General features: G+C 45.1%; 24 protein-coding genes. 10 read left to right on the forward strand and 14 right to left on the reverse strand.

The genetic code is table 11. From position 1 onward, the window contains the following. The first annotated feature begins 168 nt into the window (after positions 1-168). Entirely contained in the window at positions 169-1131 is a 963-nt protein-coding gene (locus NV381_RS01135) for a mannonate dehydratase (RefSeq protein WP_258211410.1), read from the forward strand. Positions 1132-1239: 108 nt separating this feature from the next. Then, positions 1240-1986 carry an HpcH/HpaI aldolase family protein gene (locus NV381_RS01140; protein ID WP_258211411.1) on the forward strand — a complete coding sequence of 249 codons (747 nt, stop codon included), beginning with the start codon at positions 1240-1242 and terminating at the stop codon, positions 1984-1986. A 62-nt stretch (positions 1987-2048) separates the two neighbouring features. On the opposite strand, the gene NV381_RS01145 is transcribed toward NV381_RS01140, so the two are convergent. The 3 genes from NV381_RS01145 to NV381_RS01155 all read right to left on the reverse strand — a co-directional run bounded on the left by NV381_RS01145 (position 2049) and on the right by NV381_RS01155 (position 4782). Next, positions 2049-3116, reverse strand: a complete 1068-nt coding sequence (locus NV381_RS01145) for an HD-GYP domain-containing protein (protein ID WP_258211412.1) — start codon at positions 3114-3116, stop codon at positions 2049-2051. A gap of 153 nt (positions 3117-3269) precedes the next feature. Next, positions 3270-4301, reverse strand: a complete 1032-nt coding sequence (locus tag NV381_RS01150; protein WP_258211413.1) for a LacI family DNA-binding transcriptional regulator — start codon at positions 4299-4301, stop codon at positions 3270-3272. Positions 4302-4359: 58 nt separating this feature from the next. Beyond that, positions 4360-4782 carry a VanZ family protein gene (locus NV381_RS01155; RefSeq protein WP_258211414.1) on the reverse strand — a complete coding sequence of 141 codons (423 nt, stop codon included), beginning with the start codon at positions 4780-4782 and terminating at the stop codon, positions 4360-4362. 984 nt (positions 4783-5766) lie between these two features. Between NV381_RS01155 and NV381_RS01160 the strand changes: the two genes are divergently transcribed. After that, positions 5767-7119, forward strand: coding sequence for an FAD-dependent oxidoreductase (locus NV381_RS01160; protein ID WP_258211415.1), 1353 nt, complete (start codon positions 5767-5769; stop codon positions 7117-7119). A 206-nt stretch (positions 7120-7325) separates the two neighbouring features. Here the strand turns inward: NV381_RS01160 and NV381_RS01165 are convergent, their stop codons facing one another. The 4 genes from NV381_RS01165 to NV381_RS01180 are packed head-to-tail and all read right to left on the reverse strand — an operon-like array spanning position 7326 to position 11094. Beyond that, positions 7326-9164: a SpoIIE family protein phosphatase gene (locus tag NV381_RS01165; protein WP_258211416.1), complete on the reverse strand. Its 1839-nt coding sequence runs from the start codon at positions 9162-9164 to the stop codon at positions 7326-7328. A 3-nt stretch (positions 9165-9167) separates the two neighbouring features. Beyond that, a complete protein-coding gene (locus NV381_RS01170; RefSeq protein WP_258211417.1) occupies positions 9168-10133 on the reverse strand; it encodes a sensor histidine kinase in 966 nt (321 codons plus the stop codon). 9 nt (positions 10134-10142) lie between these two features. Continuing rightward, positions 10143-10532, reverse strand: a complete 390-nt coding sequence (locus NV381_RS01175) for a DUF1987 domain-containing protein (protein ID WP_258211418.1) — start codon at positions 10530-10532, stop codon at positions 10143-10145. 16 nt (positions 10533-10548) lie between these two features. Continuing rightward, entirely contained in the window at positions 10549-11094 is a 546-nt protein-coding gene (locus tag NV381_RS01180; protein ID WP_258211419.1) for a SiaB family protein kinase, read from the reverse strand. Between the two features lie 333 nt (positions 11095-11427). Between NV381_RS01180 and NV381_RS01185 the strand changes: the two genes are divergently transcribed. Together NV381_RS01185 and NV381_RS01190 are read left to right on the forward strand one after the other, a co-directional pair. Then, positions 11428-11808 (forward strand): response regulator, encoded by a 381-nt coding sequence (locus tag NV381_RS01185; RefSeq protein ID WP_258211420.1) that lies wholly within the window; start codon positions 11428-11430, stop codon positions 11806-11808. Then, on the forward strand, positions 11808-12713 hold the full coding sequence (locus NV381_RS01190; RefSeq protein WP_258211421.1) for a hypothetical protein: 906 nt from the start codon (positions 11808-11810) through the stop codon (positions 12711-12713). The genes NV381_RS01185 and NV381_RS01190 overlap by 1 nt, the downstream gene beginning before the upstream one ends. Positions 12714-12769: 56 nt before the next feature. Here NV381_RS01190 and NV381_RS01195 read toward each other — a convergent pair whose 3' ends face one another. From NV381_RS01195 to NV381_RS01215, 5 genes are all read right to left on the reverse strand, one after another. Continuing rightward, positions 12770-14071: an FkbM family methyltransferase gene (locus NV381_RS01195; RefSeq protein WP_258211422.1), complete on the reverse strand. Its 1302-nt coding sequence runs from the start codon at positions 14069-14071 to the stop codon at positions 12770-12772. A 93-nt stretch (positions 14072-14164) separates the two neighbouring features. Further along, positions 14165-14608 carry a VOC family protein gene (locus NV381_RS01200; RefSeq protein ID WP_258211423.1) on the reverse strand — a complete coding sequence of 148 codons (444 nt, stop codon included), beginning with the start codon at positions 14606-14608 and terminating at the stop codon, positions 14165-14167. Positions 14609-14639: 31 nt separating this feature from the next. Further along, a complete protein-coding gene (locus NV381_RS01205; RefSeq protein ID WP_258211424.1) occupies positions 14640-15221 on the reverse strand; it encodes an NADPH-dependent FMN reductase in 582 nt (193 codons plus the stop codon). 150 nt (positions 15222-15371) lie between these two features. Next, positions 15372-16043 carry a response regulator gene (locus tag NV381_RS01210; protein WP_258211425.1) on the reverse strand — a complete coding sequence of 224 codons (672 nt, stop codon included), beginning with the start codon at positions 16041-16043 and terminating at the stop codon, positions 15372-15374. Between the two features lie 29 nt (positions 16044-16072). Then, positions 16073-17722: a GAF domain-containing sensor histidine kinase gene (locus NV381_RS01215; RefSeq protein ID WP_258211426.1), complete on the reverse strand. Its 1650-nt coding sequence runs from the start codon at positions 17720-17722 to the stop codon at positions 16073-16075. Between the two features lie 195 nt (positions 17723-17917). On the opposite strand from NV381_RS01215, the gene NV381_RS01220 reads away from it, so the two are divergent. The 3 genes from NV381_RS01220 (at position 17918) to NV381_RS01230 (ending at position 19873) form a co-directional block, all read left to right on the forward strand. Then, positions 17918-18118: a hypothetical protein gene (locus tag NV381_RS01220; protein ID WP_258211427.1), complete on the forward strand. Its 201-nt coding sequence runs from the start codon at positions 17918-17920 to the stop codon at positions 18116-18118. Positions 18119-18264: 146 nt separating this feature from the next. After that, positions 18265-18834, forward strand: coding sequence for a sigma-70 family RNA polymerase sigma factor (locus tag NV381_RS01225; RefSeq protein WP_258211428.1), 570 nt, complete (start codon positions 18265-18267; stop codon positions 18832-18834). Then, entirely contained in the window at positions 18827-19873 is a 1047-nt protein-coding gene (locus NV381_RS01230; protein ID WP_258211429.1) for a DUF4179 domain-containing protein, read from the forward strand. Before NV381_RS01225 ends, NV381_RS01230 begins: the two co-directional genes overlap by 8 nt. Positions 19874-20001: 128 nt before the next feature. Here the strand turns inward: NV381_RS01230 and NV381_RS01235 are convergent, their stop codons facing one another. Together NV381_RS01235 and NV381_RS01240 are read right to left on the reverse strand one after the other, a co-directional pair. Beyond that, positions 20002-21030: a glycoside hydrolase family protein gene (locus NV381_RS01235; RefSeq protein WP_258211430.1), complete on the reverse strand. Its 1029-nt coding sequence runs from the start codon at positions 21028-21030 to the stop codon at positions 20002-20004. A 32-nt stretch (positions 21031-21062) separates the two neighbouring features. Further along, complete coding sequence (locus tag NV381_RS01240) at positions 21063-23312, reverse strand: glycosyl hydrolase family 95 catalytic domain-containing protein (protein WP_258211431.1); 2250 nt, start codon at positions 23310-23312, stop codon at positions 21063-21065. Positions 23313-23874: 562 nt separating this feature from the next. Between NV381_RS01240 and NV381_RS01245 the strand changes: the two genes are divergently transcribed. Both NV381_RS01245 and NV381_RS01250 read left to right on the forward strand, forming a co-directional pair. After that, the gene (locus tag NV381_RS01245; RefSeq protein WP_258211432.1) at positions 23875-24414 is read left to right on the forward strand and encodes a sigma-70 family RNA polymerase sigma factor; all 540 of its coding nucleotides are present in this window, start codon (positions 23875-23877) and stop codon (positions 24412-24414) included. Next, positions 24401-25738, forward strand: a complete 1338-nt coding sequence (locus NV381_RS01250) for a DUF4179 domain-containing protein (protein WP_258211433.1) — start codon at positions 24401-24403, stop codon at positions 25736-25738. Before NV381_RS01245 ends, NV381_RS01250 begins: the two co-directional genes overlap by 14 nt. Positions 25739-26119 lie beyond the last annotated feature (381 nt).

Genomic DNA, 26119 nt, shown 5'->3' on the forward strand with positions numbered 1-26119 from the left:
GCTGGAGTATTCATGACCCCCGAAGCAAAATATCAAAGGGCAATTGATCAATATTCACCTAAGAAAACGTTCTCAAATAACCTCTACCGTGGTACAATCGACATGTTGTTCACCCAAGTACAGGTATGAAAATTAGGCTTTCCTTACAGAAACGGAGGAGATTCACCCTTGAAGGTATCAGTTACACTCACCCGAACCGATGTATCGGACAGCCACCTGAGGCTGCTAACGCAAATTGGTGTCGACTGCATTGACTTTGGAAATGGATCCTCATTTGCAGGAGTTAAGGAACAGGGCTACCCTGATTTGGACGAGCTTATTAAGCTCAAGAAACGAATTCAATCTTGGGGAATGGACATCAATCGAGTAACGTTACCGGATATATCGAGTCGCTTTGTGGAACAATTGGAGGGCTCCGAACAAGAGCTCAAGCATTCAGTAGTCGCTATGAAAGTATTTGGCGAAGCCGGAATTCCTATGGTACGACAAAGAATTCAAGGTGATAACCGGTTTGATAAAAATGTAATGTACAGTGCCAAACAACGTGGGGGCTTGACTGCACGCGGCGAGAATTGGGCCAACATTATGACTGGACTTCCCACCAAAGAAGAGCAGGAACACTGGTGGTCCCGCTTTTGTGATGTTTATTCGCAGTTGGTACCGGCCGCAGAGGAGCATAAGCTGCTGCTGGCCATGCACCCTACAGATACGCCGCTTCCGGGAATGCCTTACAGCAGCCTTGGCTTCCACCGGATCATTGATGCTTTTCCAAGTAAAAGGGTCGGCTACGTATACTGTGTAGGAACAAGGGGCGAGGCTGGAGGATCTTCGCTTGTGTTGGACGAGATCCAAAATTACGGACGCAAGGGCCGAATCTTTTCTGTACACTTGCGTAATGTCAGGGGGAGCCTGGCGACTGCCTATGGCTTTGAAGAAGCGCTTCTGGATGACGGCGATATGAATATGTTCAGAATCGTACTGGCATTAAATAAAATAGGGTTTAGCGGTTGTTTGAATGCAGACCATATGCCTCAATTAGAGGGCGATGACAACAATCACCTGTTGGCGTGGACTTATTCCGTAGGCTACATAAAAGCACTGCTCGCTGCATTAGCGGAATTTAACGGTTAGTTGCGGCCGACATTACTCCAAGAATCGTAAGCGTATTCAAGCTTTTCGATGTATCGGCTATCAAGTATATAATTTTACAACTTTAATATTGAGGAGAGACAACAAGCTATGAGTAACCCAATCAAACAAATGATGAAAGAAGGCAAATCTGCACTTGGCTGCTTTGTCGGCATTTATTCTCCGGCTCTGGCAGAAATCTTAGGCCATTCCGGCTTCGACTTCGTGCTAATTGATAATGAGCATGGTTCATTCAGCTGGTCGGAAGTAGAGGAAATGATTCGTGCCTGTGAAGTATCAGGCGTAACTCCAATTGTGCGTGTGGTCAGCTCTGCACCTTCGGAAATACTCAAAGCTCTAGACCGTGGAGCCAAAGGCGTTCATGTGCCGCAAATTAACACAGGAGAGGAAGCTCGCGCTGTGGTCGCAGCTGCCAAATTCCCCCCGCTCGGCAACCGGGGTGCCGCTTACTCCGTACGTGCCGCGCAATACGGTATAAGGAAAGGCAGCAGCTATTTGCAGCAGAGCAACGATGATGTCCTCGTCTGCGTTCATATTGAAACTCCGCAAGCTGTCGAGCACATCGATGATATTATGCAAAGCGGCATTGATCTCGCCTTTGTCGGACCTACCGACTTGTCTGTCAGCGTCGGATATCCGGACCAGCAAAATCATCCCGAGCTCAAAGCAATGCATGATAAGGTCCTTGCCGCCGGGCGTAAATATGGAATTCCCGTAGGTATTCTTGCTCCAGACCGGGCCATGCTGGAGCAGCATAGAGCATGGGGCGCCGATTATATCGGATTGAACCTGACCTCGATGCTGTACAGTACGTTCACCTCGTTTACTAACCGCTGATACTAAAAACCGCCTTATAGATCGGCTGTCGAATAAGCTGATCGTAAGGCGGTTTTATACTTTCAGTATGTTTTTTGCAGCGCAGCCATCCTTAGATCGGATCCCACTAACTGTTCTGCAGGTATCATCTCTTCGCGCACCAGAACCTTCAAGAGAGCATCGGCCACCTGCGGATCAAACTGCGTACCGCTGTGTCTCCGCAGCTCTTCAGCCGCTGTTTCAATTGAAAGCTTCTGCCGATAGGAACGATTCGTTGTCATAGCATCGAAGGCGTCGCTCGCCGCCAAAATCCGTGCTCCGAGTGGAATTTCCTCCCCCTTCAAACCTAACGGGTAGCCTCGGCCGTCCATACGCTCATGATGATGCCGGATCATTTCAGAGGCTCCAAGCTCCTGCAGTCGCTTGATATCCTTTATAATTTGATAGCCATCCTCCGCATGACGCTTCATAATTTCGAACTCTTCATCCGTAAGTCTGCTCTCCTTTTGCAAAATGCCTTCAGGCGTCCCGATCTTGCCGATATCATGTATCAATCCAGCGAGATGTACAGCTTCTATCTCCCGCTTCGATAACCCCAACTCTGTAGCGATTTTCTGCGCATAGCCGGCTACATTTTTGGAATGAAACGAGGTGTAGGGATCGCGAGCATCAATCGTTTTCGAAAAGGATAAAATCGTATTCATAAACAATTCTTCATATTCAGCTTTTTGCCGGAAGTTACGCCGAGAAACAATGACAACCCGATGCATTAACAAAGCTACTACCAGCATGCCTCCCGCACCTGCCAATGCAATCCAGCCGGTTTCCGTGAAATAGAGCCACAAAGTAACCACTGCAGCAGCAAAAGTCCCTACCAAATATACATTCAATACAAATAATGCAAAAATAATGACCGGCACAGCATAAATCCCTAACAGTGCAGGGTGGTAGTGGGTAGCATTCAACCAAATAGCCGTAACTAGACTGATTCCCATAAGAATCCAGAGCCCAACTATTGTGCGCTTGTTCAATTGTACCGGGCAGAAATGCACGCTGTTCTTAAGCAAACTGCCCATCCTCAAAACATCCGATCCACTTTCCTGAAGCCCAAGACTTCCTTTTGAGGTCACGTGTTCATAATCTGTTTTCAATCCTATCCGCCTCCTGTACCTGAAAATATTCTAGGTAAATCGACCTATTTGTATGTTCAGAGTACACCTGCCCGAATAGCTTGTCAACTTATACCATTTGTACTTTTAGTAAAGAAGCTGTGCTTTGTCCCTTATCTTGATATGACTAATCGCTCAAGCAAAAGCTACTGTATTTCCAGGCTGGAAACCGGCCCTCAGTCGAATATGCTCATAGGGCTGCTGAGGGTTGGCAATACGCCACAACATCCGGTCAGCCGCCCGATAGCCTGTCTCCCGAATAAGCAGCGACGGCCTGTCCACCAGTGGAAGCATAGCCGAAGGCTCATTTAGAAATCCAATGAACGAGCATTCCCGGGGAATCTCCACTAGAGACTTCAATCGGTAATAGATTGGGGTCACATCTTCATCAATTCCACAAATAACTGCTGTTGGTTCTGCCTTTTTGAATCTTTGCTCCACCAAGTCCAGCCACTGCTCGTCATTGCGGCGCTCTTCAACAACATGCTGCTCCGGTCGAATGTCTCCACCACACTCTTTCATAGCTTCCACAAACGCCTGCCAGCGTAAAATAAATCCCCTCTGCGAGCTTATGTCCCCTACGTACATAATGTTGCGATGTCCTTTGCGATGCAATGTCCGTACGCATACATACATCGCTTCGTACACATCCCATACCACGCTGTCCACCTTCGCTTCCGGCGGCGGGAAATTCAACAATATTCGTGGAGCATCCAGCTGCAAAAGCCGCTCCTCGAACCAATCCGGTGTGACGCGGGGCGCAATAAAGATGCCATCTGCATACAGAATCGATTGCTCCTCTACCCACTCCTCGAACCGTGCAGGCTGCAAGCTTTGCGGTAAAACCAACGGAGTGATACGGTGTCCATATTCTGCAAAACGCTCATGAAGCCCCTGCATCAAGAGCCGGTGAAAGCCGAGCGACTGCTCGCTTTGTACAAGCACAAACCGCCGTTGGAACACCGGATAAGGAGGGATACGATCTTGTTCCAGCTGCCGCAGCTGCTCTTTGGTTCGATAGCCCTTTTCATTGGCTTTTTGCCAAATCAATTGCCTCGTTTCCTCAGACATGCCTGGATGCCCCCGAAGTGCCTTGGATATCGTTTGAATCGTGACGCCAAGCTCGTTGGCAAGATCCTTTAGCGTGACACTTTTTTTTCTCGACAAGGCTTCTTCCCTCACCTTCCAAGATTTTCACTTCCAAATCTCTGTTCCATAGACAACCTCAAGGTCTGTTACCTTTAAAAAATCGTGACTTGCGGATTTGGAAAAATAAAAACAAAACAACAATCGCACCAAATGAATCGATTCCAACATCAGTTATTGCAGGAGTCCGTCCTGGTGTAAAAATTTGATGAAATTCATCTGTCGCGCCATATAGAGTGGTTAAAACCCAGGCTATTGCTAGCGCTCGCTTTCTTTTTTGGTTCGCAAGGAAAAGAAAGAGGGCAAGCAAACCAAACAAGCTAACATGCGCCATTTTTCTAATTATAAAATCAAGAATGTTTACAATTGCTGGTGGAGCACTTGTTAAATTTTTTACTATCCATGACGTATTTTCGCTTGTAGCTGCAGGAGATGCAGTGATACAAAAAATCATGACGCACCAGGCTAGTGCAATTATCCACCACATCGAGCTTTTTGACATATAAATTCACCTCGAAGTTGAGTGTATCTTAAATATGATGTTTTTGTAAAATCGTACTTCGTTGTTGATTTATTTTACAGATTAGCTTGTAACTATTGTAGCTTTTCCCCAATATCATTCATATTACGACAACTGTTTTCGAGCACCTTCTTACTTGCTATCTGTTAATCTATGGTTAATTTGAAAGAAGAGGAGTGTTCGTATATGAAAAGTTATGAACAATTACATATAGAAATTAATAGGGTCCAAGATGAAATCTCATTCCTGTATAAAAAACATGATGCATTAAAAAAGGAACTTCAAGATGTTTGTCCGCATGAAAACAAGCTCTCAGTTAACTCAATAGATTATTCGTCAGTGCCCCAGCATGTAGATTATTGTATGGATTGCAGGAAGTTTTATATTTGATTTGTTGTACTTCATCCACGGAAGTGAGGGGCAATAGCGGAAGCATTTGTTCCTCTAAAAGCTGGAAAGCACAAAAATTAGAGAGATACGGGAACAACCAGTTCCGTTATCTCTCTGATTTTATGCATAATGCTCCTATTCGCCCAACATAACGGAACTCCGGCTTCCGCTATCGCATTAGATTGTAAGCTGCTGATGGAATAACGGAACTCTCAGTTCCGTACAAAAACCTCCAGAGATCATCGCATCGCATCGCATCACAGCTTCGCCACTACCCTACCCTTTCGACGAAGATACCTACTTGTCTTAAAGGCAGCTTTTTTTGCGAGAAAAGAAAGGTGAATCTCCGCTACAAACTTCTACTCTAATCTCTTTAAAAAAGAGCCACTTTCGCCCCTTGATGTCCCCCCTAGCCACGCTTAAGCCACATAGTCCCGCAAATAACCTCGAAATACCATTCCTAGCAAGGAATTTCCTACACCATTGTATTTTAAACTAAAGTTAAACTAATTTTAATGTTTATTTTCTTTTATACTTAAAACCAATTCATGATGCAAATAACGAGGAGTGAAACAAATGTCTACAGCTAACCAAACTATAAAAGCAGACATTGTCGTAGTAGGAGGAGGTCCCGCCGGCGTATGTGCGGCAATTGCAGCAGGAAGGAGCGGAGCATCGACGGTTCTGATCGAACGGTACGGCTTTGTTGGAGGAATGTCCACGGCAGCACTAGTGTATCCCTGGATGACCTTCCATACAACGGATGGCAAGCAGGTGATTCGAGGGATAGGTCAAGAAATTATTGACCGTCTAGCCGCTCAAGGTGCTTCGCCAGGTCACTTGCGGGATACTGTCGGATTCGTACACACAATTACCCCCTACCATCCGGAGGTTTATAAAATATTAGCGGTCGACATGCTTAAGGAAGCCGGGGTGCGGCTGCTGCTTCACAGCTTCACCGATGCTGTACAAGTGAAAGATGGACGTATCCAATCCATTCAAGTGACTGGCAAATCCGGACGGATCCATGTTGAGGGCAGCATCTTCATTGATACAACAGGCGATGCGGATATCGCATATTTATCAGGAGCTCCCTGCTTAAAAGGGCGTGAGGAGGACGGCAAAACACAGCCAATGACGATGAAATTCCGTATGCGAGGAGTCGATCTGGCGAAGGTCAAGCAATATATGCTCGACCATCCGGATGAGTTTTATAGAAAAACTCCTTTCGCGGAGCTGCCGGAGCTGCCTTTGTCCGGTGTAATGGGCTATTTCAAGCATTGGAAGGAAGCGAATCTGCCTATTAATCGCGATCAGGTCTTGTTCTTTACAGGTCCTAATGAGGATGAGGTGCTCGTGAACACCACGCGCGTACAGGGTATGGATGGCACTAACATCGAGGACTTGACTGAAGCGGAAACGTTAGGACGCAAGCAGGTTATGCAGGTTGCTAACTTTATGACCAAGAACTTGCCCGGCTTTGAACGGGCATCCATTTCACAGGTCGGTGCGCAAATAGGAGTAAGGGAAACAAGACGAATTGATGGAGCTTATGCTCTTCAGGTTGCAGATGTCGTGGAAGGCCGCCGCTTCGATGATGTAATTGCGCGCAGCGGATATCCAATCGACATCCATGATCCGTCAGGTAAAGGCGTTACAGCCGCATGGGTGGAAGGCGATGGCGCTTATGACATTCCATACCGCTGCCTGCTTCCGCAAGGTATCGACAATTTATTAACTGGCGGAAGATGCATCTCCACCACTCATGAAGCGTTAGCTACGACTCGCCTGACTCCGAGCTGTATGGCTACCGGGCAAGCCGCTGGAACAGCTGCAGGAATCGCTTTCCGGCATGGCTTGAATCCGGGCGATATCAACATCACGGAGCTGCAGCAGGCGTTAAGAGAAGGCGATGCCGTCCTGGATTAACACCTTCATCCATTCATCGCCAAATTGGCTTGCATACAAAAAAACCGTCAGGGTTGCGCTGAGCTGCAACCCTGACGGTTTTTCTTATAATAGTAGCCAGAAAGTATAAGTTCGAACCGGAGGTTCACCTTTCTAATCTTGCAAGAAAAGCCACCGCTAAGACACGAATGTATCTTCCTCGAAAGGGCTTCGATCAGAAGCTTTTCTTATCCAACCTTAAATGCCAGCAGCGTAATATCATCCCTCTGCGGTTCCCCGTTACGATAGGCCTCAAGCATCCCCCGGAAGTAAGGCTCCTGTTCGGATAAAGGCATGTTCATCCCCTCCTGCAGCATCTGCACAAAACGTTGGCGCCCGAAGGAATAATTCTGGGGTCCGCCATTCTGATCGATGAAGCCGTCTGAGATCATGTAAACCGAAGCTGACTTATTCGCCTCAACTACTATGTTCGTAAACAAGTAGCTGTTATCCGTTTTATTATACCCGATACTTTTCCGGTCACCTTTGAATATTTTCAGCTCTTGCCCATCGGATACATAAAGCGTACTTTTCGCTCCGGCAAATATAAGGTTACCTTCATTGCTCACATAGCATAGGCCAAGGTCCAAGCCATCATCGGTTCTCGAACGCCCCTGCTCCTGCTGAAGCGTTTGTTTGATCAGCTGGTTTAAGCGTTGAAGAATCTGCGCCGGATTTTCTTTATTGCTCTCATTCGTAATTTGGTTCAGAATCGACACTGATACCATCGTCATGAATGCTCCCGGCACTCCATGTCCGGTACAGTCGCCTACAGCAACCAGATAGCCGCTATCAAATGACTTGACCCAGTAGAAGTCGCCCCCTACGGTATCCCGCGGATTCCAAATCAAGAAATGTTCATTCCATAATTTGTTTAGTCTTTCCTTAGGCGGCAAGATGGCCTCCTGAATCCGTTTGGCATAATCAATGCTGTCAACGAGCTTTTCTTTTTGCTCCCACAGCTCCCGGGTTCGCTCCGTTACTTTGCTTTCGAGCTCCTCGTTTAGCTGCAGCGCTCTTTTAAAAGGATTGGCAAGCCGAGTGGATACATAATAGAAAATAAAGATGATTGCAATAATGCTCATCAATGCGGCTGCCGCTGTATTCACTTTAATTGTGCTTAAAAAGCCCACTGTTTCGCTGCGTGGAATTTGATACACAATTCTCCAATTGGCAGAAGATTCTAGCGGGTAGCTAATCAGATCAATGAGCTCTCCCTTGTCATTCGTGTATTCCAATATTTGCGGTTGAAAGTCAGACTTGCTTTCCTTTTGACCTGCTGTCATTACGATAGTTTTTACCGTACTGGGCAGAAATGCATCGAGCATTTGACCGTCATGCTCCAATTTATCCGACAAATGGATTTTTCCCGTCCCGTCAACCATCCACAAATTACTATTTTTCCCATACTTATAGTTAGTAAATTCCTCTGACATACTTTTCAAGCTCATGCCCACGCCTGCTACAGCAATAGGATTATTAACATCACCCATCAGAACATTAACAAAGACAAACGTATCCTGCCGCTGCGCGTTAAAATCCAATTGGACGTTAACCTGCTGCTTGGCCGCCAGCGTTTTAAAAAACCATTGATCGTCCGGATTGGATTCTTGGAGCGTCCCTATAATGCTTCCGTTCTCGCCCCAATAATGCTTTGTAATTGCGCTTACAATAAAAGTATTGTTGTAATCGAACTCTTTTGCCAGCTTCTGAATTCTCTCTACAGCATCCTTACCGGCCTGCTCATCCTTTTCTTCACTTCGCACCCATCGATTAATTCCGGGATCCTGCGCGAGCAGGCTTGAGGTTTCCTTAGCTCTTTCAATTCGGCCATCCACATTGGAAGCAATAGACCGAACCATGAAGGCAAGATCCTTCTCCTTAAGCTTCTTAACGGCTTCCTTTGCAGTAATAAAATAAACTATGGATCCCACCAGCAGGATAGAAATAATAATAACCAGGCTAGCGAAAATAACGACTTTGAATACCCCTTGATCTTGTCGAATGGATTTTAGCTTAATTTCCATGGGCTACCTCATATTTAATAGTCTGATTGGCAGTGAAAAATAAAAACTTGCGCCTTCACCTGGCTTACTGTTAACCCCCATTTGCCCATGATGCTTTTTAATGATTTCATGAGCGATGGCTAGTCCTAAGCCTGTTCCTCCAGGAGCTTGCTTATGCTTCGTTTTCTCCCCCCGATAAAAGCGGTTGAACACATTAGGGATAGAAGATTCCTCAATACCCGGACCGGAATCACTTACCTTTAGTGTACAGATAGACAGCTCTGCATCCACCTCACATTGAAAATGAATGGACCCTCCCTTGGGGGTATACTTAAATGCATTGGAGATCAAATTATTCATTACTTGTTCAATACGGACTGAATCTACAGAAACAACGGCAAGTTTTGACTCCGGCACACCTTGAAGGGGGTCCATAGCAAACAAATACCCGCGATCATTAATTTCCAATTCAAACTTATTTTTAAACATCGCGTACAAGCTCTCAACCAGAATATCCTCGAATTCCATCTTCGTCTGATTCGCTTCCAGCTTGGATATTTCAAAAAGATCCTCAACCAATTGATTAATAAGAACCGTTTTGTTATAGATCATCTGTAAATAGTTCGCGTTCGGCTCAATAATGCTATCGAGCATAGCTCTTAAATAGCCTTGGATAGATGTCATCGGCGTTCCGAGCTCATGTGAAATATCCGTAAGAAGCTGCATTCTCGATTCTTCCATCTGCTTCAAATGCTCATTGTATTGGCGAATCTCTGATTCTTGGCGTTTCACATTCTCACCTTGAATATCGCTGATTCTGAATATTTTGGTCGTCAGCTTGATCAGGCTTTCGTATTCTTGAATAAGCTGCTCAAAATGCGGCAGCAGCTCATTCTCTCTATATTTTTCTTTATTAGCAAGGAGCCCACGAGCGGATTCCAAATATTTGAGTTCATTATGAAAAATGTTGGATTTTTCATTACTATCCATAAGCTCATTCTATTCCTTTTCCAAAGGCAAAATATGAAACGGCAAGCTCATATCCTCTTTAAATTCTTCAGCACATTCCAATTCGCTTTCATTGTCCTCGCTGTAATACCAACTTAGATTCAGTGACTTTCCATCGAGATGAGCCTGATCCAATTTCTCCAGCAGCATCATAATGCATTTGGAGCTGCTTGTATTAATGTAAGGCAATGTAAAATGAACCTGAACTTTTTCCATCGTCAGCTTCTGTAAATATTCATCTATCCAAAGAAAAATAGGTTCATAAAATTTAAATGAATTTTCAGGGTATGACTGGCCTTTAACCGAAAGGATATGGCGGATCCCATCGAAATTCACTTCCGGTGTACTTTTTGTACCTTGAATTTGTAGTATATCCATCATAATCTCTCCCAGCCGCCTAAACGACAGCTCTTAATGTAAAAAATGAGAATTGCTTATCAACCGGTGTTATCGTGTACTCCAACGGCTGAGCAGCCTTTCTAGCTATGTCCAACAACCCGATTCCTGCTCCCAACGAATCAGGGGGTAAATCCTGTTTGAGCTTTTCCTTGTAAAGCTTCTTCAAATCTGTCTTCTCAAGTCCGTTCAATTCATCCAAAATTTCTGTAAGATTACTGACGTTCTCATTCTCAATTAAATTGCCTGAGCTTACGTAATTTCCAGAATCCGTCCGTCCGATTGTCACAATACATGAGCTGGAAATTTGGGCGTAGGCCTCTGTGCCCTCTTTGCTCTTGCAATAATTTTTAATATTTTGCGTTTGTTCAATAAAAATGGAAAAAATATTGTAAATATCATTTTTTGGACGGTCTTCCGTTTCCAAATACTTTTTGACCGCCTCGCCTAACTCCTCAATAATTTCCTGCGAGAATTTCCCTGAAAAACTGATCAGTAAGCCATAATTTCTTAACATATGCTGCAATTCCAACAAACTGTTGCTCATTCACAATCCTCCCCCGGACCGTCCAAACTATACTCTTAAATATTCAATGCTTCCGAAATAGTCAAGCTGACTATCTAAATCTTAATATTTCGATATTTTTTTCAAAAAACCTTTTTTTACAACAAAATACAGTTAGTACTTTTGGCATATTTCCATACCAATGTTTCCTAATTATTCACTTCTTCTCCAAGTACAACTATGATTCCCCTTTATGTTATGACAAAATTTGCATAATTTCATCTTGTGTTAATTATCTATGTGTTATATTATCTTACATATATTAAATATTTATTATTTGATCGCGGATTATATATAACAAGGGGTGGTATTATTATGTATGGTTTGAAGATTCTTTTGTGCGATGATTCCTTATTGGTGCGAAAAAAACTGAGGGGTGCTCTAGCTGAACAAGGTTTCACTCAGCTATTCGAGGCTGCAGATGGAGAGGAAGCCGTAGCATTCTGTCAAACAGATACACCCGATTTGGTCTTGCTGGATATCGTAATGCCAAAAAAAGACGGAATCGAAGCTCTTCAGGAAATCAAACAAATCAATCCCTCTATCCATGTTGTTATCGCATCTTCGGTAGGGACTCAGAGCAACCTTATAAAAGCAATTAAGCTCGGAGCAAATAACTTCCTGCAAAAGCCTGTTACCACCCAAGCCATCATAGACATCATCCAAAAAATTGTTGACGAACGAGGTGAGCGATAATGTTCGCCCAATACTTCGGTCAATATTTACTAAATCAAGGTCTCTTATCAGCTTCTGAATTGAAACAAGCCATTTCCATACAAAAGCTGACACGGGTGAAGCTTGGAGTTCTGGCCATTAATTATGGTTACATGTCGGCCGCACAGGTGGAAACCGTTCATCAAATTCAGATGAAGCTGGATAAAAAATTCGGGGAAATTGCCACTGAGCTCAGCTTTCTTAGCGAGGAGATCGTGAGCAGCCTGCTAGACTCCCAGCAAAACGCTCATCTTGCACTCGGTCAAGTACTGATAGATCAAGGAATCATGACTTACGAAGGATTCGCCGACGCCCTGGAGCAATACAAGAAGGCATACAGTCTCACTGATGATCAGTTTGACTCGATCATCAAAGGCAGTATGGAGACATTATTGGAAACGGTGCTGTTGAAAGGCGGATTATACAAAGATCCGGCAATCTCCGATTACATTGGCTTGTTTGCCAAAAACCTCATTCGTTTTATTGATAGCGACATTCGTTTGGAGCTAAGTGAACCTGGTGATAGTATGGCTTTGGATTGGGTAACGGAGCAGCATATTCTCACCCCCAACCGCGATATATCCCGATTTACGGCTATTGGCGGCTCGGAGTCTTCAATCCTGCTGTTCGCTTCCAAATATGCTCAAGAAACGGTAGATGAACCGGGAGATATGATGGAGGCTTGTATAGGAGAGTTTCTAAACTTGCATAACGGTATATACTTAGTCAATTTATCCAATCAGAATGTGGAGCTGGACTTGGAACCGCAAATAGTTATTCGTGGAGCCGCATTCCTTCCTGCATCTCCTGTGAAGGTCCGTGTACAAGTAATTGCTCCTGATTGGAGTGTAACGCTAATTATCGGGGACTTATCAGAGCTACTATAATAGAAAGTGAATGAGCGCCCTCCTTCCACTGATTTTTGTGGCGTGAGGCGCTCATTTTAATCACATATGGCAAACAGAACCGTTTCTTCCGCATAGATGGTGAAATGCCCCAAATAGAAACGATAACCTAAATTTAATTCATTGATGTATCCCGCTATATCCTCAAAATCGCTTACTTGATGGTAGATTGTAATTGCAAGCTTGGGCCTGAAGGCTTCCAGCGTCTCCTTGGCCCCTTTTAATGCGCTCCATTCAGCTCCTTCAATATCCATTTTAATAAAATCAATCCGATCCAGATTCTTTTGCTTAACCAAACCGTCGATGGATAACGTCAGTGTTGTACCGCAATCCCCGTCTATTTTGGAAAATGCAACAAAGCTTGCAGGTCCTTTATCAATATAGTATAGCAACTGGTCAGAATCATTCCATACTGGATGCTCCACGATCGAGATGCGTTCTTGAAGCGATGAATTGAGCTGCAAATTTCTTTTCATAATTTCCAAATTGCTCGGAATGAATTCGAATGTATACACATGCCCCGCTTCTCCAACCTCATGGGCAAAATAAAGAGCGGTATCTCCAAAGCACCCTCCTGCATCAATAACAATATCCCCGGGCTCTGCTTTAATTGAAGGAGTCACCTTGCCATACTCATACTGCTTTTCAACAAACGTAGCACTCAACCCAATAGGAAAACAGTAAAAATTAATAGCATAGCCAAGAGGACGTAAATCAAAAAGATGCAAATTCCATTGATGAAACCGGGTCTTGATTGCTTCCTCCGAGCTTTTCAGCTGCCTTACAAATTGCCGGCGAGACCAATATTCAGGTACATTTAAAGGAAGCATCACTTTCTTATTACCCAGCATCCGGAAGGTAAGCAATTTAATTAATAAATCACGGGAAGACTGATCGGCGAGACTATAATAAAGGTTAGCTATTCCTTGCAAATGCTTTACGATCTGGGCTCTTTCATCCCTTGGATTTACTACAAGTGTATCCGAAATAGCTCTGCGCATTAATTCGAACATTTCGAAATCAATATTATAACGGTAATCATTTCCGAGGTTTTCAAGCAGTTCCTTTATAAGCACATCCAAGAAATCAAAATTAGCCACATTTGCATTCTCTGATTCATACTGTATGGATCGCTCCGTCATGTATAATTCCAATTTTATGATTTCACTAAGGTACGGATCGGCACACACTTCAATTGCTTTGGAATTAATAAATTTAGCTTCCGTTAATCGGCCAAGGGAATAGTATAGTTTTGCAAGTCTATTAAGCAGCAAGGAATTGCCGATATCCAGTAGCAAGCTCTCCTTAAGTGCTCTTTCGTCTGCTTGCATGATTATCATTCACAACCTTTCGGAATGAGTTATTTAAAATCCTTTCATCAAATTATGACAAGGACTCCTCCACCGACACGGCCTGCACCTACCGTACTCTACTTAATTCCATTCGCCTAAATAAGGTACGGATCCAACGGCTCTGGGTTCGCCAGGTATTCTCGAATAAAATTCCAATTCGTTTCCGTCCGGATCGTCAAAGTAAATGGCTGCCGCCGGGTCACTAGCATGAACAATGGGCTCAGCGCCCCCTCTGCCAAAAACAGGCTTGGATGCAATTCCTCTGTCGGCAAGCCATTCCTTTGCCTTCAATAAATTTTCTAAGGTTACATTAAAAGCGATATGCCGTTTATTCACAACTCCACCCTCATTAACTTGCCATAATCCCAGCATAGTTTCGTATTCGGAGTATTTATTAAATACTATAAAAGCAATTTTTCTTCTAATACTTCTTGAATCAATTACTAATCCCAGACTTTCGTAAAACTCTATGGAACGCTCTAAATTACTTACCTGCAAATGAGTTTCATAAATGCCTCTAATCATTCAAAATCACTCCTCCGTGTGCATTGTCTTTTTAAATGGAGCTCCCTGCGCCTGCTGAATCGAAACGTCCGCGAACAAGCTGAGTCAGATCAAGGAATGAGCCAAGCACACGGTGTATACGGTCATCCACTTCCTGTCCGCCTTCATATCCGCTGTCTTGCCCCGTTTCAAACCATTTGCGCTGCATGCCCCCGATCGAAATCCATTCTGGAGCATTGATGCCATGGAGATTTCTCATGATAGACTGCAGCTGCTGCAACGAGCTGACACCGACCGCACCTCCTGCGGAGCTGACGGAAAGCACAGGTTTTCCGCTAAAATGAACTTGGCCGAGGTGGTCCAATGCGTTTTTCAACACTCCGCTCATCCCGCCATGATATTCAGGTGTTGCTAAAACAACCCCATCGGCCTCAAACAGCCAACGTTTAAGTTTAAGTAAATCTGCATGTTCCTGGAATGATTCATCAGGTGAATAGAAAGGCAATGGCGACTGATATAGATCGAACATGCTAACCTTATGGCCTTTTTGCAGCATCAGACGCTCTATATACTCGGCTAATCGAGTACTGGTGGATGTTTTGCGGTTGCCCCCTGCTATGATTACAATATTCATATTTACCAACCCTTTCAGTAAGTCGTTTTAGATAAACCTATCTTAACTTACCTAAAAGACACATACGTCAGTAGAAAGACTGATTTTAAAGCACAAAAACGCTCAACCTTCGGGCTGAACGCTTCTACGACTTTAGTCTTAGCCTGTATGTTATTTATCCAAACCTCTTTTGACCGCAAAAATCGCGGCTTGTGTACGGTCCGTCATACCAAGCTTGTCGAGCACATGGCTGACGTGGGTTTTGACCGTCTTCTCCGTTATGTGCAGAGCTTCACTAATCTCCTTATTGCTCATGCCGCTTGCGATATGCCGCAGCACCTCCTGCTCTCTAGGGGTCAGCATGAAAGGGGAACGGCCCTGGGATGAAAGACCATCCCGGCTGGAAGCATCCAACAGCTCAGGTGCAGCTACGTGGTTCATCAGCTGTCCCGCAGCCTCAGAATGCAGCTCGACATGTCCTTCGTAAACGCGTCGAATAGCACGAACAAGCTCTTCAGGCTCGATATCCTTCAACAGATAACCCTTGGCACCTGCACGAATGGCTGGGAGTACATGATCCTGGTCGGAGAATGAGGTCAGAACGATTACTTTTACATTCGGATGAGTTATCTTGAGCCGCTTCGTTGCTTCTATACCATTCAATACGGGCATATTCAAATCTATCAATACAATATCCGGAGCCAAATCGCCAACTTTGTCAAGCGTATCCTGACCATTAACCGCCTCACCGACCAGCTCTAAATCCGGCAGCGTTCCAAGGAACACCTGCAGTCCCTTACGTACAATCGCGTGATCGTCAGCTAGCAGTAATTTGATTGTCATTCGAATTCTCACCTCTTTTAAGATTACAGCTAGCGTAATGGAATGGCCGCATGGATAGTCGTTCCTTTACGATAAACGCTCGTAATTGTTAATTGGCCGCCGAGCGCTTCCGCGCGTTCTTTCATGGTCGAAAGCCCTAGCGATGCAGGCTTTGGCTGATTGAGCCGATTCTTCGATATTCCGCGTCCGTTGTCAGATATACGCAGCACAGCTTCTCCTGCGGTTAGCTGCAAAGCAATTTCCGCCTGAGATATGCCGGCATGCTTGGACACATTATTGAGTGCTTCCTGACCGATTCGCCAAAGTGTCTCTTCAACAGGACGAGGTAAATCCACAACTCCAAGCAGCTGCGTGGTTATGTGCAGATTAAGCTTTTCCCCGTAAGCTTTCAATGAGGTTACGAGCCCTGTCTCAAGTCCGGCAGGCCGAAGCTGCATGACAAGACCGCGCATTTCCTTAAGCGCATGTTGCGATAGTGACTGCATGTCCCTTACAGAAGATAAAACCTTCTCTGGGTCATCGCTAAGCAAGCTTTCCACCCCTTTGGCTGTCATGGAGAGCGAGAACAGGATTTGACAGACAGAGTCGTGCAAATCGCGTGCCAGACGATTCCTCTCCTCCAAGCGGGTTAGCTCCCGCTGCTTTTCCTGTAGATAGGCGCCTTCCATTGCTAAGGAAATATGTTCCAGCACGGCTTCAAGCACTTTTCCATCAACATGATGCGATTGCACTCTTTGTTTCTTGCAGCCGATAAGGAGGATGCTGGCCATTGCTGTATCATTGAACAATAATGGAGCGGCCAATGCATCGGAAAAAGATTGAAGCGCCTCATCCAGCTCATCACAGCCTGTCAGCATGGCAATCTCAGCACTCCCAACAGCTGTAAAGCTGTGCTCGCGGGCAACATTTTTGAGCCAGCTTGCAGCAGCCAGAGGAACGCGGGTATTAGGGCTTATGATGCCGCCTCGTATTGACACGCTGCGCCATACAAAGCTGCTCCCATCCAGCTCGATCCATGCGGTAACCGGCCAATCGAAATGTACATCGATCAGAGCCATCGCATGCTCCATTATCTGCTTGGGGGACTTGCCTGCACTCTTGACCGCGGCGAGCGCACTGCTGAATTCGCCAAGCCTTGCGAATAAATCAGCCCGATGCTGCTCAGCTGCATATAAATGCATACGTTCAATCGCACTGCCTATCTGGAAGGCTACTGCTTGCAGCAAAGCCAGCTCCTCATCCATGAAGCGAGTTTTCCCTGGCGCTGCTACATTAAGCACACCAAACCGACGGTCCCCTGAAAATAGCGGCACAGTAGCATGGTGGGTAATACCCAGCGTGTCCCCCCACCGGTACTCCACTGCGTTCTCAAGCCTTTTACAATTCAAAATATTCACGGCATTATTCAGCCGTCCATGCCTATAGCGATCCAGACACCAGCATGAACCACATTGCATCGGCTGCTTTTCATTATGCATTAAAGCTGGAGGAAGATGCCGATCTGCCACACATTCATATTCCCGAGAGCCGTCGACAAGAAATATCCAACCCGATGTAAGCCCGGTCAGCTTCAGCAATTTGTCGAGAACCGTATCGAGCATAAGCGTAAGGTCGTTCGATTGATTCAATGTCTCGGCGATTGTTTTGAGAGTAATTAACTCCTGCATGCGAGGATCCATTGCCCTAACCTCACTCCTTCGTTTGCAGTAAAATGGTAGACATTCTTGTCTTATAAATTCGAGAAAAATCCACCAATATCCTTTATGCCTCACTTAAACCTTAAGTGCATCTTGACTTATCTTAGCGCTCAGCAGCTTTTAAAATTTAATGATCTGTGGTAACTTGGTTTAATACAAACACTGGAGGGTAATAAAATGTCTAAACAGCAGCAAAGATGGAATTTAAAGCTCAAAAAAAGCAATTCGTATTTAGGAACCGTCTACTTAGGGGAACCGCTTCCACTAATCGAGGATGTAATTATGATTGGAGATAAAAAATATTCAATCATTGAAATCATTCCGGGAACCACTCATGATTCGAGTGACGTTTTTGTAGAAGAAGCCAAGAAGAAGTAGGTTGCCGCTCTAGTATCACAACATAATTATGGAAAACCCAGTCTGCTGCATAGGCAAACTGGGTTTTTATTATGAAATAGTTGATACACAAATGACCCTGTTTGTTACCTTTTAAGCGTATAGATAAAGAGGTGAGAGACCGTATCATGTTCAATTACAAATGGATTGGCAGCAGCAAAGGAACTGCTATAGCTTCTTCACTGCAAGAGGCTGCAGCATCAAGCTATATAGAAGGATTAATCACGGATTATCAAAGTGAACTGCTTCATCTGGCCATGTCGTATTTAAACGATTACCAACTGGCACAGGATTGTATACAAGAAGTTTTTATAACCGCTTATCATAAGGTTGATGCGAATAAGGAAAGAGCCTCCGTCCGCAAATGGTTAAAGGTATGTACAATAAACCGATGTAAAAGTATGCTGCGCTCAACCTTTTGGCGAAGATTAGTATTTTTGGAGCAGGATTTACTTAATGCAGTGTCCCCAGCGAGAAGGGACAACTATTCAAGCTTGGATGAAACAGGTGTATTGGAAGAAGTTATGAAGCTTTCAATTAAATACCGTGAAGTGATTATTCTTCACTATTATCAGGATATGTCCCTGCAAGAGATCTCATCGGTTCTAAAAATCGGTGCTGAAGCAACAAGGACCCGGCTCAGAAGGGCAAAGAAGCAGTTAAAAGGAATGCTTAAAGGAGATGATATTAATGAATAGCCCAATGGATGAATTACTAAGACATAGCGCATCCAAGGTGAATCAGAAGCCACTGGTTCTGCAAATAAGGCCGCCTGAAAAAGAAATCGTGCAGTTGCGAATGAACAAACGTTTCGCAGCTCTTGGCTTATCTTTGGTTACATGCATCCTTCTAGTCATATTTTCATTCTCCCCTCATGTCCTGGCTTACGTAGTAAATCTTTTAAAGTCGGATCATCTGTATCAACAAATAGCCGAGAAAGGACTTATCACGACTGTGGGGAAAGGAGCTTCCAATCGTGGCATTACAATAAATGTAGAAAATGTATATGTGGATCAAAATGTAATTGTATTGGATATGATTCAAACTTTTACAAAAGAAACGATAAATCAACCCTTATTAAGCACCAAAGATGTTCAACTATTTATTAATGGTAATAAACTGGGATCTCACTCTGGAGGGCAATTTGATGTACTACCCGATGGTAGATATGGCGGTATTATTTATTACAATGACCTTAATGATAATCCAGAGGGACCGAAATTACCGGAACAATTTGAGCTTACAGTCAAAGTTGACACTATTGGAACCGTCAAAGGAGGTTGGACAATCAAATTGCCGGTATCCCGCAAACTTTCAGATCAGGCTACAAAAATCTACGAACCTGCCGCTTCATATAAGGTAGCTGATTTCTACATAACGGTTTCAAAAGTAATTATTAGCCCCCTTTATACCTTCATTGATTTTGAAGTAACCATGCCCGAAAACAATTCAATTGGCAATATGTTTAACCCTTCTTCCATCGCCTGGCTTAAAGTTGAAGACGAAAAGGGAGAAATCATGGGGACAGTCATGCTAAATAAAGAGAAAAAAAGGAAAGGCAACCAGACAACAATGACCTTTACCGAACAATTTGCTACCCTCAAAGAACTTCCTAAGCAGCTGTTGTTTGTACCAGAACATAGTGTTCCAGTTGATAGTACAGATAGTACAGATACGATGCTGCACTTCCGTGGAGAGCCTATCGAAGAATTCAAATTTCATATTGACCTGCAATAAGTAAGCTCTGGCGATATACCACGCAAGGACTCTCAGTTGTATAAAAAAGGACAATACCCGCTCTTTTAGCAGGTGTTGTCCTTTTTATTTAACTGCTAATGCTGCTTCTGCAAACCATTCAAACAAAGTTATTCCGCGGCAATAGGTATGACCATATTCCATGTGTTCTGTGCGTTCTGAAATCCGCCCGATCCATCCGCAGTCGCTGCAAATAGATGGGTTGGCTTCCCATCCTGGAAAAGCAGAAAAGGTCTCTCGAAATTACCCATTCTTGTAGTCGAGCCGTCATCCCAAACAATTTCCCTCGAATACGCTTTGGGAAGACTGCTAAGCTGCCAAACCAGACCATCCTTGGAGAACGCATGGATTCCGGCATGTTTTTCACCGCAAATATTACCATCCATATCTTTGGCAATCAGCTCGTAGCCCTGCTCTGTTTTCCAGATGAAAGGGTCCTCTAAATGAAATTGTTCTGGAGGAAATACCGGATCCTCACTCAATACGCGGTACGGACCTGCATAGTGATCGGCCCCGGCTGCTCCAATCATCATTTTGCCATGCGTGTTGCCTTCATATTGTCTTGCCTTGTAAATTAAATGCACCGATCCATCCTCATTCACGCAAGGTGCCGGATTGGAGGTCAGGAAGCTGTCAAACTTACCTGGTCTTGTGCCGAGCACTGGCTCCTCTTTGCGCTCCCATGGACCGAATACGCTCTTGGAGGTAGCGATACCAATACGTTTATTGGCTCTCGCAACAATGCAGCGCGGATCATCCAATCCGAAGGATTCCCCGGGTGCCACGTCCGTCAAAGGATGGGTCGAGCCCATATAATACAGGATATAAGTGTCGCCATGCTTCGTAATATGCGGATTATGAGTGCTTCTGCCATCCCAATATTCAGCTCCGCGAGCCGGGAACACAGTCTCTTGAAATTCATAAGGTCCCTCAGGACTAGGTGAGCTCGCTCTCACCACTTCAGATGCTACAAGCCAACCTGGATGCATCGGGAGATGCTTCGGCCAGCGTGATGCAAACATATGAAATTGGCCGTCCTCCCCTTTAACTACCGAACCGCACCACACCCAGTAGCCTTCCATACGGAAGCCTCCATTTTTGGGGGCAGGCAATAATCTGTCATACAAGCTTCTAGACATAGTTATCCATCCCTTCATTTAGGAATCTATTATTATTTAATAGGCAAACCATATAATCGCCAAGGCTTGCGGCTTCCAAAATATCCGCACAGACGACTGTCAGCCGCAATGGGTTTAATCTTCCATAATTTTTCATCAGCTGATGGCTCTCCACCAGGCGCACTGGCATCGCTATCAATTTTAGCATATAAAATGACTTCTTGCCCTTCCTTCAAATCAAACACATACACACCATCTTCCAATTGGCGAAACTTTGCCGATTCTACTCCGGATATCCGGATGTCACCGGTCATACCGGTTTGGATTCGGCAGGGCTGACCGGCCAAGCTTTTGATGCGTATCCATGAAGTTATGCCTGCTGACCGGACGGCACTTACTAGAAAGGCGCCTTCCGTCCGCAAATTATGAAACACCGCTTCTGTCCACTCGGAAGGAATAGCTGGGAATACACGGATTGTATCGCCCCAGCTTTGAAGCAGCATATCATGAATTCCCTCTGCCGCAGCCAACGGCGATTCCATCACAGGTCCAGCTTCCTTGTACATCGTGTTGGGCTTGATCAGGTGCATAAATGATTTCAAATAGCTCAGCGCTTCCTGTCCTTCGCCCAATGCCGCAGCAATGGACGCAGCGCTTGTAAAGGTAAAGCCTCTCAGGTCGCCTTCCATGGAAAACCAATGGCGGAGCGTTTTCACAATCAGCTCACGTTCATTCTCATCGTCACCGCTAATGAGATGCAGTGGGAATACTGCCATCAAATGGCTGAAGTGCCGGTGTCCAAACTCCAACGGCTGATCCTTGCCAATCATAAAGCCGGTCTCGTCAACCGGAAGCGGCACCAGACGTTCAAGCGTTTTTCTCCAACGTCCCCGGATAGCAGCATCCTCCTCCTGCAAGCCGAGAAGCTCGCTACTTAGTAGCAAGGTTTCACAACCCCATTGCAGTAACGTTAAATCATAATGAGTGTCAGGCACCGTCATTTGCAGAAAAGAACCATACTCCGGCGAAACAGTAGGAGGTAGATGAAGCTTGCCGTCATTGCCCTCCTCCAGCAGATGCAAATAATATTGCACGCTTCGTTTGAGCAGCGGGTACACTAATTCCCCAAGCAGCTTCTCATCCATGGAATATCGGTATTGACGCCATAAATTATGGCAAATCCATGTTAAATTGCCGATTTCCGTACCGACAGGGTTAATCAGATCATAGCTGCAGCTTCGCGGAAGTCCGGACGAATCATCCCGGTACGGCTCAGGAACATTGTTTGCCAGATGATCAAAGTTATTGCGAAAGGCACGGACCAGCGATTCGCCTATATGAAGCCGATTGGAAGTATATACCGGTGAATAGCTCATTTGCACGTTCATGTTAAACCATACTCCCGCCCACGGAGTCGGAGCCAGCCAAGGTCCTTGATTATCTATGATCATGCCATCGGCGCGTGTTGCTGAAGCCAGCTTATACATTTGAATCCAATAAAAGCCTTCGAGCAACGTGTCAGGAATGGATACGAAACTTTGCTGATAATAATCATGCCACCAGCTGCGATGCGATTCCACCCATTGCTCCCAGGATTGGGCCGAGGCTTCACGAATAACCGATGCAACCTGTTGTTGAACCGATTCATCAGCTCCATTAGCAATCGACAAGTACAAATAGCGCCGGTTAAGGTTTTCCGCTGAATAGGATTGTTTCCAGGCTGTTGTACAGCCCCCCTGAGGAGAAAATCGCTGAACACCAAAGCTCGTATCCTCCAACGAATAACGCGTCACCTCTGCCTGAGGAATATATTGATTCAGGTTAGTTCCATCGGCATTTTTCAATACGGGATCGACCTCGCTAAAAGCATACCATTGCAGCTTGGCATCCGCTTCTTCCGGGCTCGTCTCAAGTTCGACTGCGAGCGCCATATCAACACTGTGAACGAAAGCTCTAACCTTTACCGTGCCAACGGTTGTAGTAATTTCAGCTCGCAGCTCGGCGTTCCATAAATCAACCCGAATGCTTATCGGCTGGTAAATCCATCCCGCTAATTCCAGATGAAGCTCCCCGACAGGAACACGCGGAGGATAACCCCCCTGAGACTTGCGTGCCGTCACGTCCGTTCGGCCCAACACAAACCGCAGAACGTTCCGTTTGTCGCGGTGCTCCTCACTGTAAATCATGGCTCCAATCGTTCCATTGCCGATGTAAGCACCATCATCCCAAGAAATCGGCTTAACCGACCAGGTCATATCATGTCTTCCAAGAAATGACGGCCAATCTATATGGTCCTGTATCATAACAAACACATCCTTTTCCCAACATTAGATTTTTTTAGGAATGTAAATTCAAGGAACAGGGCGGCAATCCCCCTAGGATTAACCTCCCTCTCCTGCTATTTCTTTTCTTGTTTCATAGTAAAGGCGCACGCCTCCCGTAAGCATAGATTACACGTTTTTCAAGCAGGGGGCATTATGCTAAATTACTTCGGCATGCTTTTTTTTGTCTTTTTTTCGACGGCATCCCTTAGCTTGCTCCATCCCGTCTGGAAAACGGTAAGCGGCCAGCTGCTGGCACCATTTTTAAAAATACTTTTCAAGACCTAAACAATCCCTTTTAACTTATATACTGTACAACAAATAAATAATAAGGTGAAAGCATATTTTCACATGACCTATAATCAGCAAGACATGTTAAAATGCTTGTACCAAATTTTATCGCAGCTTCATGAACCTAATCGGCTGGTTCTCCATCTAATCCATAGAACGAAAAGCTGGCAACTGCTTAGGAAGCAGTTTTCAACAGAAACTCAGCTTGCAGCGCCAGCTTTTTCTACGAAAAACTTTCAGGGGGCTAATCGATGTGAATGAATTGGAGCATGATATCAAGCTCGCACGAAAAGGAGACAAGGATGCATTCAGTCGACTCATCCATGCCATGGAATTGAATCTTTACCGTGTCGCCCGGTCCATTGTAAAACGGGAGGAGGATTGTGCGGACGCTATCCAGGAAACGATTTTAAAGGCTTATCACGCTATTCACACTTTACGTGAACCGGCCTTTTTCAAGACATGGCTATTTCGCATCCTCATCAACGAATGCAACCAAATATTACGCAAGGAGAGTCGGCTTTTCCCCTCTTCCGAGGCTTTCGTGAAGGAGGCTTCTACACAGGATATCTATGAAAATATCGATTTGATAGAGGCGGTCAACCGGTTGGAGGAAGCACTTAAACTGGTGGTCACGCTGCATTATTTCGAGGATATCCCACTCAAACAAATCTCGCAGCTGCTGAAAACGCCGGAAGGGACGATCAAATCCAGACTCCACCGCGCCAGAATCATCTTGGCTGAATGTTTGCAAGGACCTGATGAAAGGAGGATTGGTTATGAATCCTGTTAATTTAGACGCCGAGCTGCTAAAAGTAATGGAGGAGCATCCCGCGGAGCTCCCTGATGCCGTTCGCAAGCGGATTGATGCAACGCTATCCGCTTTGCCGGATAAACTGGATAAGCGCAGCAGAAGGTTGCGGCATGTACTGTCTGTTGGATCCGCAGCCGCAGTAGTGATGATAGGGGTCATCATTGGCTCTGCCTTCCTGTCACCCGAGATGGCAGCTGCCCTGAGGCAGGTTCCCGGCATTGAATCGGTGTTCAAACTGGCCGGTGACTTCGGCTTGAAAATCGCGGATGAAAAAGGTATGGTCACAGAAGTTAACCAAGCAGTTACAGATCAAGGAATTACAATTAAAGTATCCGAAGTGATGTATGACGATTCCCGACTTACCATCGGTTATGTGCAGCAAGCTCCCAACGGAATTATGGAGCTGAACAATGTGGCATTTGAGATCAACGGCAAGCCCGTTCATTACCCAAGCAGCGGGTCTGGCAGCCGTATTGATGAGCATACCTATGCAGGAGTTATTAATGTATCCCCGGAGGATGAGCTTCCCGGCAATTTTGAGCTTACCATGACCGTACTGACCATAGGTAATATAGAAGGGAAATGGACATTTCAATTTCCGGTTAAAAAGATGGCAAGCAATAACAAAGCAGTCATGCCGATGGTTACGAAAACGCACGGGGATATTACCCTGACCGTCAAAAAAATTATATTTACACCTAGTTCTACCGAGCTGGATGTTAAGATCAAACAGCCTGTTAAATCGGAGAAATTCATTAATTACGACATAATCGATGATAAAGGAATCGTTCTGGAACGTTTTGGCGGCAGCGGCGGAGGATATACGGAAGGCGAATATATCGTCATGGATTATAAGCAGAGATTCGGTCCAGCGGCCGGAATTCCCGGATACGTTACCGTCCGCCCGGTGGATGAGCAGCAGGTTGCCGCTCCCCTTAAGGAAAATCGCATCCCCTTGGACCGATCACCTGATCCGGAGCTTCCGATAGTGCTGCCCCAAGGAGATATCGGACATTTGCTAGTTACTAGAGTTGAGCTGCTAAACGATAAAACAAAGGTTCATTACAGAGCTGTGGGCGTCCAACCTCATCTTCAAGGAACACAATTATGGATTGAGGATGAAGCTGGCCAAAAATATCTTCTTCTAGATAAGCCTACCGAAGTCGTCGATCCTATTCAATATTCGTTTGTTCGAGAATTCCCAGCGTTTCGTCCTAAGCAAAAGCTGACTTTAGTGACAAGAGAGCTTCCTTTGCCGGATTACACGAAAGAGCTTGAAATGACCATTCCAGTCAATCCCTGAAAAAGGTTATCCAAGCGATCCTTAACAAAACAAGGGGTCCGGTTGAACGCAGTGGAAGCAAAGCTTGCCTCTTCAGGTGAGGCCGGAATAAGTGTAGCAAGCCTTCGCAGCCGCATGAACCCTTGGGTGACTGTGTAACCTCAAACACTTGCCCTATGCAATTTGAGTAAACAAATCAAAAGCCATCCTGCCAGAAGGGCTGTCCCAAACATCTTTGGGACAGCCCTTCCACCACTTTATCCTGAATATAGGGTTGCAAAAGAACCCTCAATTCCAATTTTAACCGTGGATTTTGAAGGTTCTTTTGCATATTTTATGGACAGCCTAGCGAACCCCAGGCAAATATCAGGAAAATGTCGGGTTAATTACTCCGAAAAATAG

Source organism: Paenibacillus radicis (ex Xue et al. 2023) (genome assembly GCF_024722015.1).
GTDB lineage: Bacteria > Bacillota > Bacilli > Paenibacillales > NBRC-103111 > Paenibacillus_S.

Excerpts from the sequence above, each read along its gene's own strand:
- NV381_RS01140 (WP_258211411.1), top strand. The coding sequence starts at position 1,240 with ATGAGTAACCCAATCAAACAAATGATGAAAGAAGGCAAATCTGCACTT.
- NV381_RS01155 (WP_258211414.1), bottom strand. The coding sequence starts at position 4,782 with ATGTCAAAAAGCTCGATGTGGTGGATAATTGCACTAGCCTGGTGCGTC.
- NV381_RS01160 (WP_258211415.1), top strand. The coding sequence starts at position 5,767 with ATGTCTACAGCTAACCAAACTATAAAAGCAGACATTGTCGTAGTAGGA.
- NV381_RS01165 (WP_258211416.1), bottom strand. The coding sequence starts at position 9,164 with ATGGAAATTAAGCTAAAATCCATTCGACAAGATCAAGGGGTATTCAAA.
- NV381_RS01170 (WP_258211417.1), bottom strand. The coding sequence starts at position 10,133 with ATGGATAGTAATGAAAAATCCAACATTTTTCATAATGAACTCAAATAT.
- NV381_RS01175 (WP_258211418.1), bottom strand. The coding sequence starts at position 10,532 with ATGATGGATATACTACAAATTCAAGGTACAAAAAGTACACCGGAAGTG.
- NV381_RS01180 (WP_258211419.1), bottom strand. The coding sequence starts at position 11,094 with ATGAGCAACAGTTTGTTGGAATTGCAGCATATGTTAAGAAATTATGGC.
- NV381_RS01185 (WP_258211420.1), top strand. The coding sequence starts at position 11,428 with ATGTATGGTTTGAAGATTCTTTTGTGCGATGATTCCTTATTGGTGCGA.
- NV381_RS01190 (WP_258211421.1), top strand. The coding sequence starts at position 11,808 with ATGTTCGCCCAATACTTCGGTCAATATTTACTAAATCAAGGTCTCTTA.
- NV381_RS01195 (WP_258211422.1), bottom strand. The coding sequence starts at position 14,071 with ATGATAATCATGCAAGCAGACGAAAGAGCACTTAAGGAGAGCTTGCTA.
- NV381_RS01200 (WP_258211423.1), bottom strand. The coding sequence starts at position 14,608 with ATGATTAGAGGCATTTATGAAACTCATTTGCAGGTAAGTAATTTAGAG.
- NV381_RS01205 (WP_258211424.1), bottom strand. The coding sequence starts at position 15,221 with ATGAATATTGTAATCATAGCAGGGGGCAACCGCAAAACATCCACCAGT.
- NV381_RS01210 (WP_258211425.1), bottom strand. The coding sequence starts at position 16,043 with ATGACAATCAAATTACTGCTAGCTGACGATCACGCGATTGTACGTAAG.
- NV381_RS01215 (WP_258211426.1), bottom strand. The coding sequence starts at position 17,722 with ATGGATCCTCGCATGCAGGAGTTAATTACTCTCAAAACAATCGCCGAG.
- NV381_RS01220 (WP_258211427.1), top strand. The coding sequence starts at position 17,918 with ATGTCTAAACAGCAGCAAAGATGGAATTTAAAGCTCAAAAAAAGCAAT.
- NV381_RS01225 (WP_258211428.1), top strand. The coding sequence starts at position 18,265 with ATGTTCAATTACAAATGGATTGGCAGCAGCAAAGGAACTGCTATAGCT.
- NV381_RS01230 (WP_258211429.1), top strand. The coding sequence starts at position 18,827 with ATGAATAGCCCAATGGATGAATTACTAAGACATAGCGCATCCAAGGTG.
- NV381_RS01235 (WP_258211430.1), bottom strand. The coding sequence starts at position 21,030 with ATGTCTAGAAGCTTGTATGACAGATTATTGCCTGCCCCCAAAAATGGA.
- NV381_RS01240 (WP_258211431.1), bottom strand. The coding sequence starts at position 23,312 with ATGATACAGGACCATATAGATTGGCCGTCATTTCTTGGAAGACATGAT.
- NV381_RS01250 (WP_258211433.1), top strand. The coding sequence starts at position 24,401 with ATGAATCCTGTTAATTTAGACGCCGAGCTGCTAAAAGTAATGGAGGAG.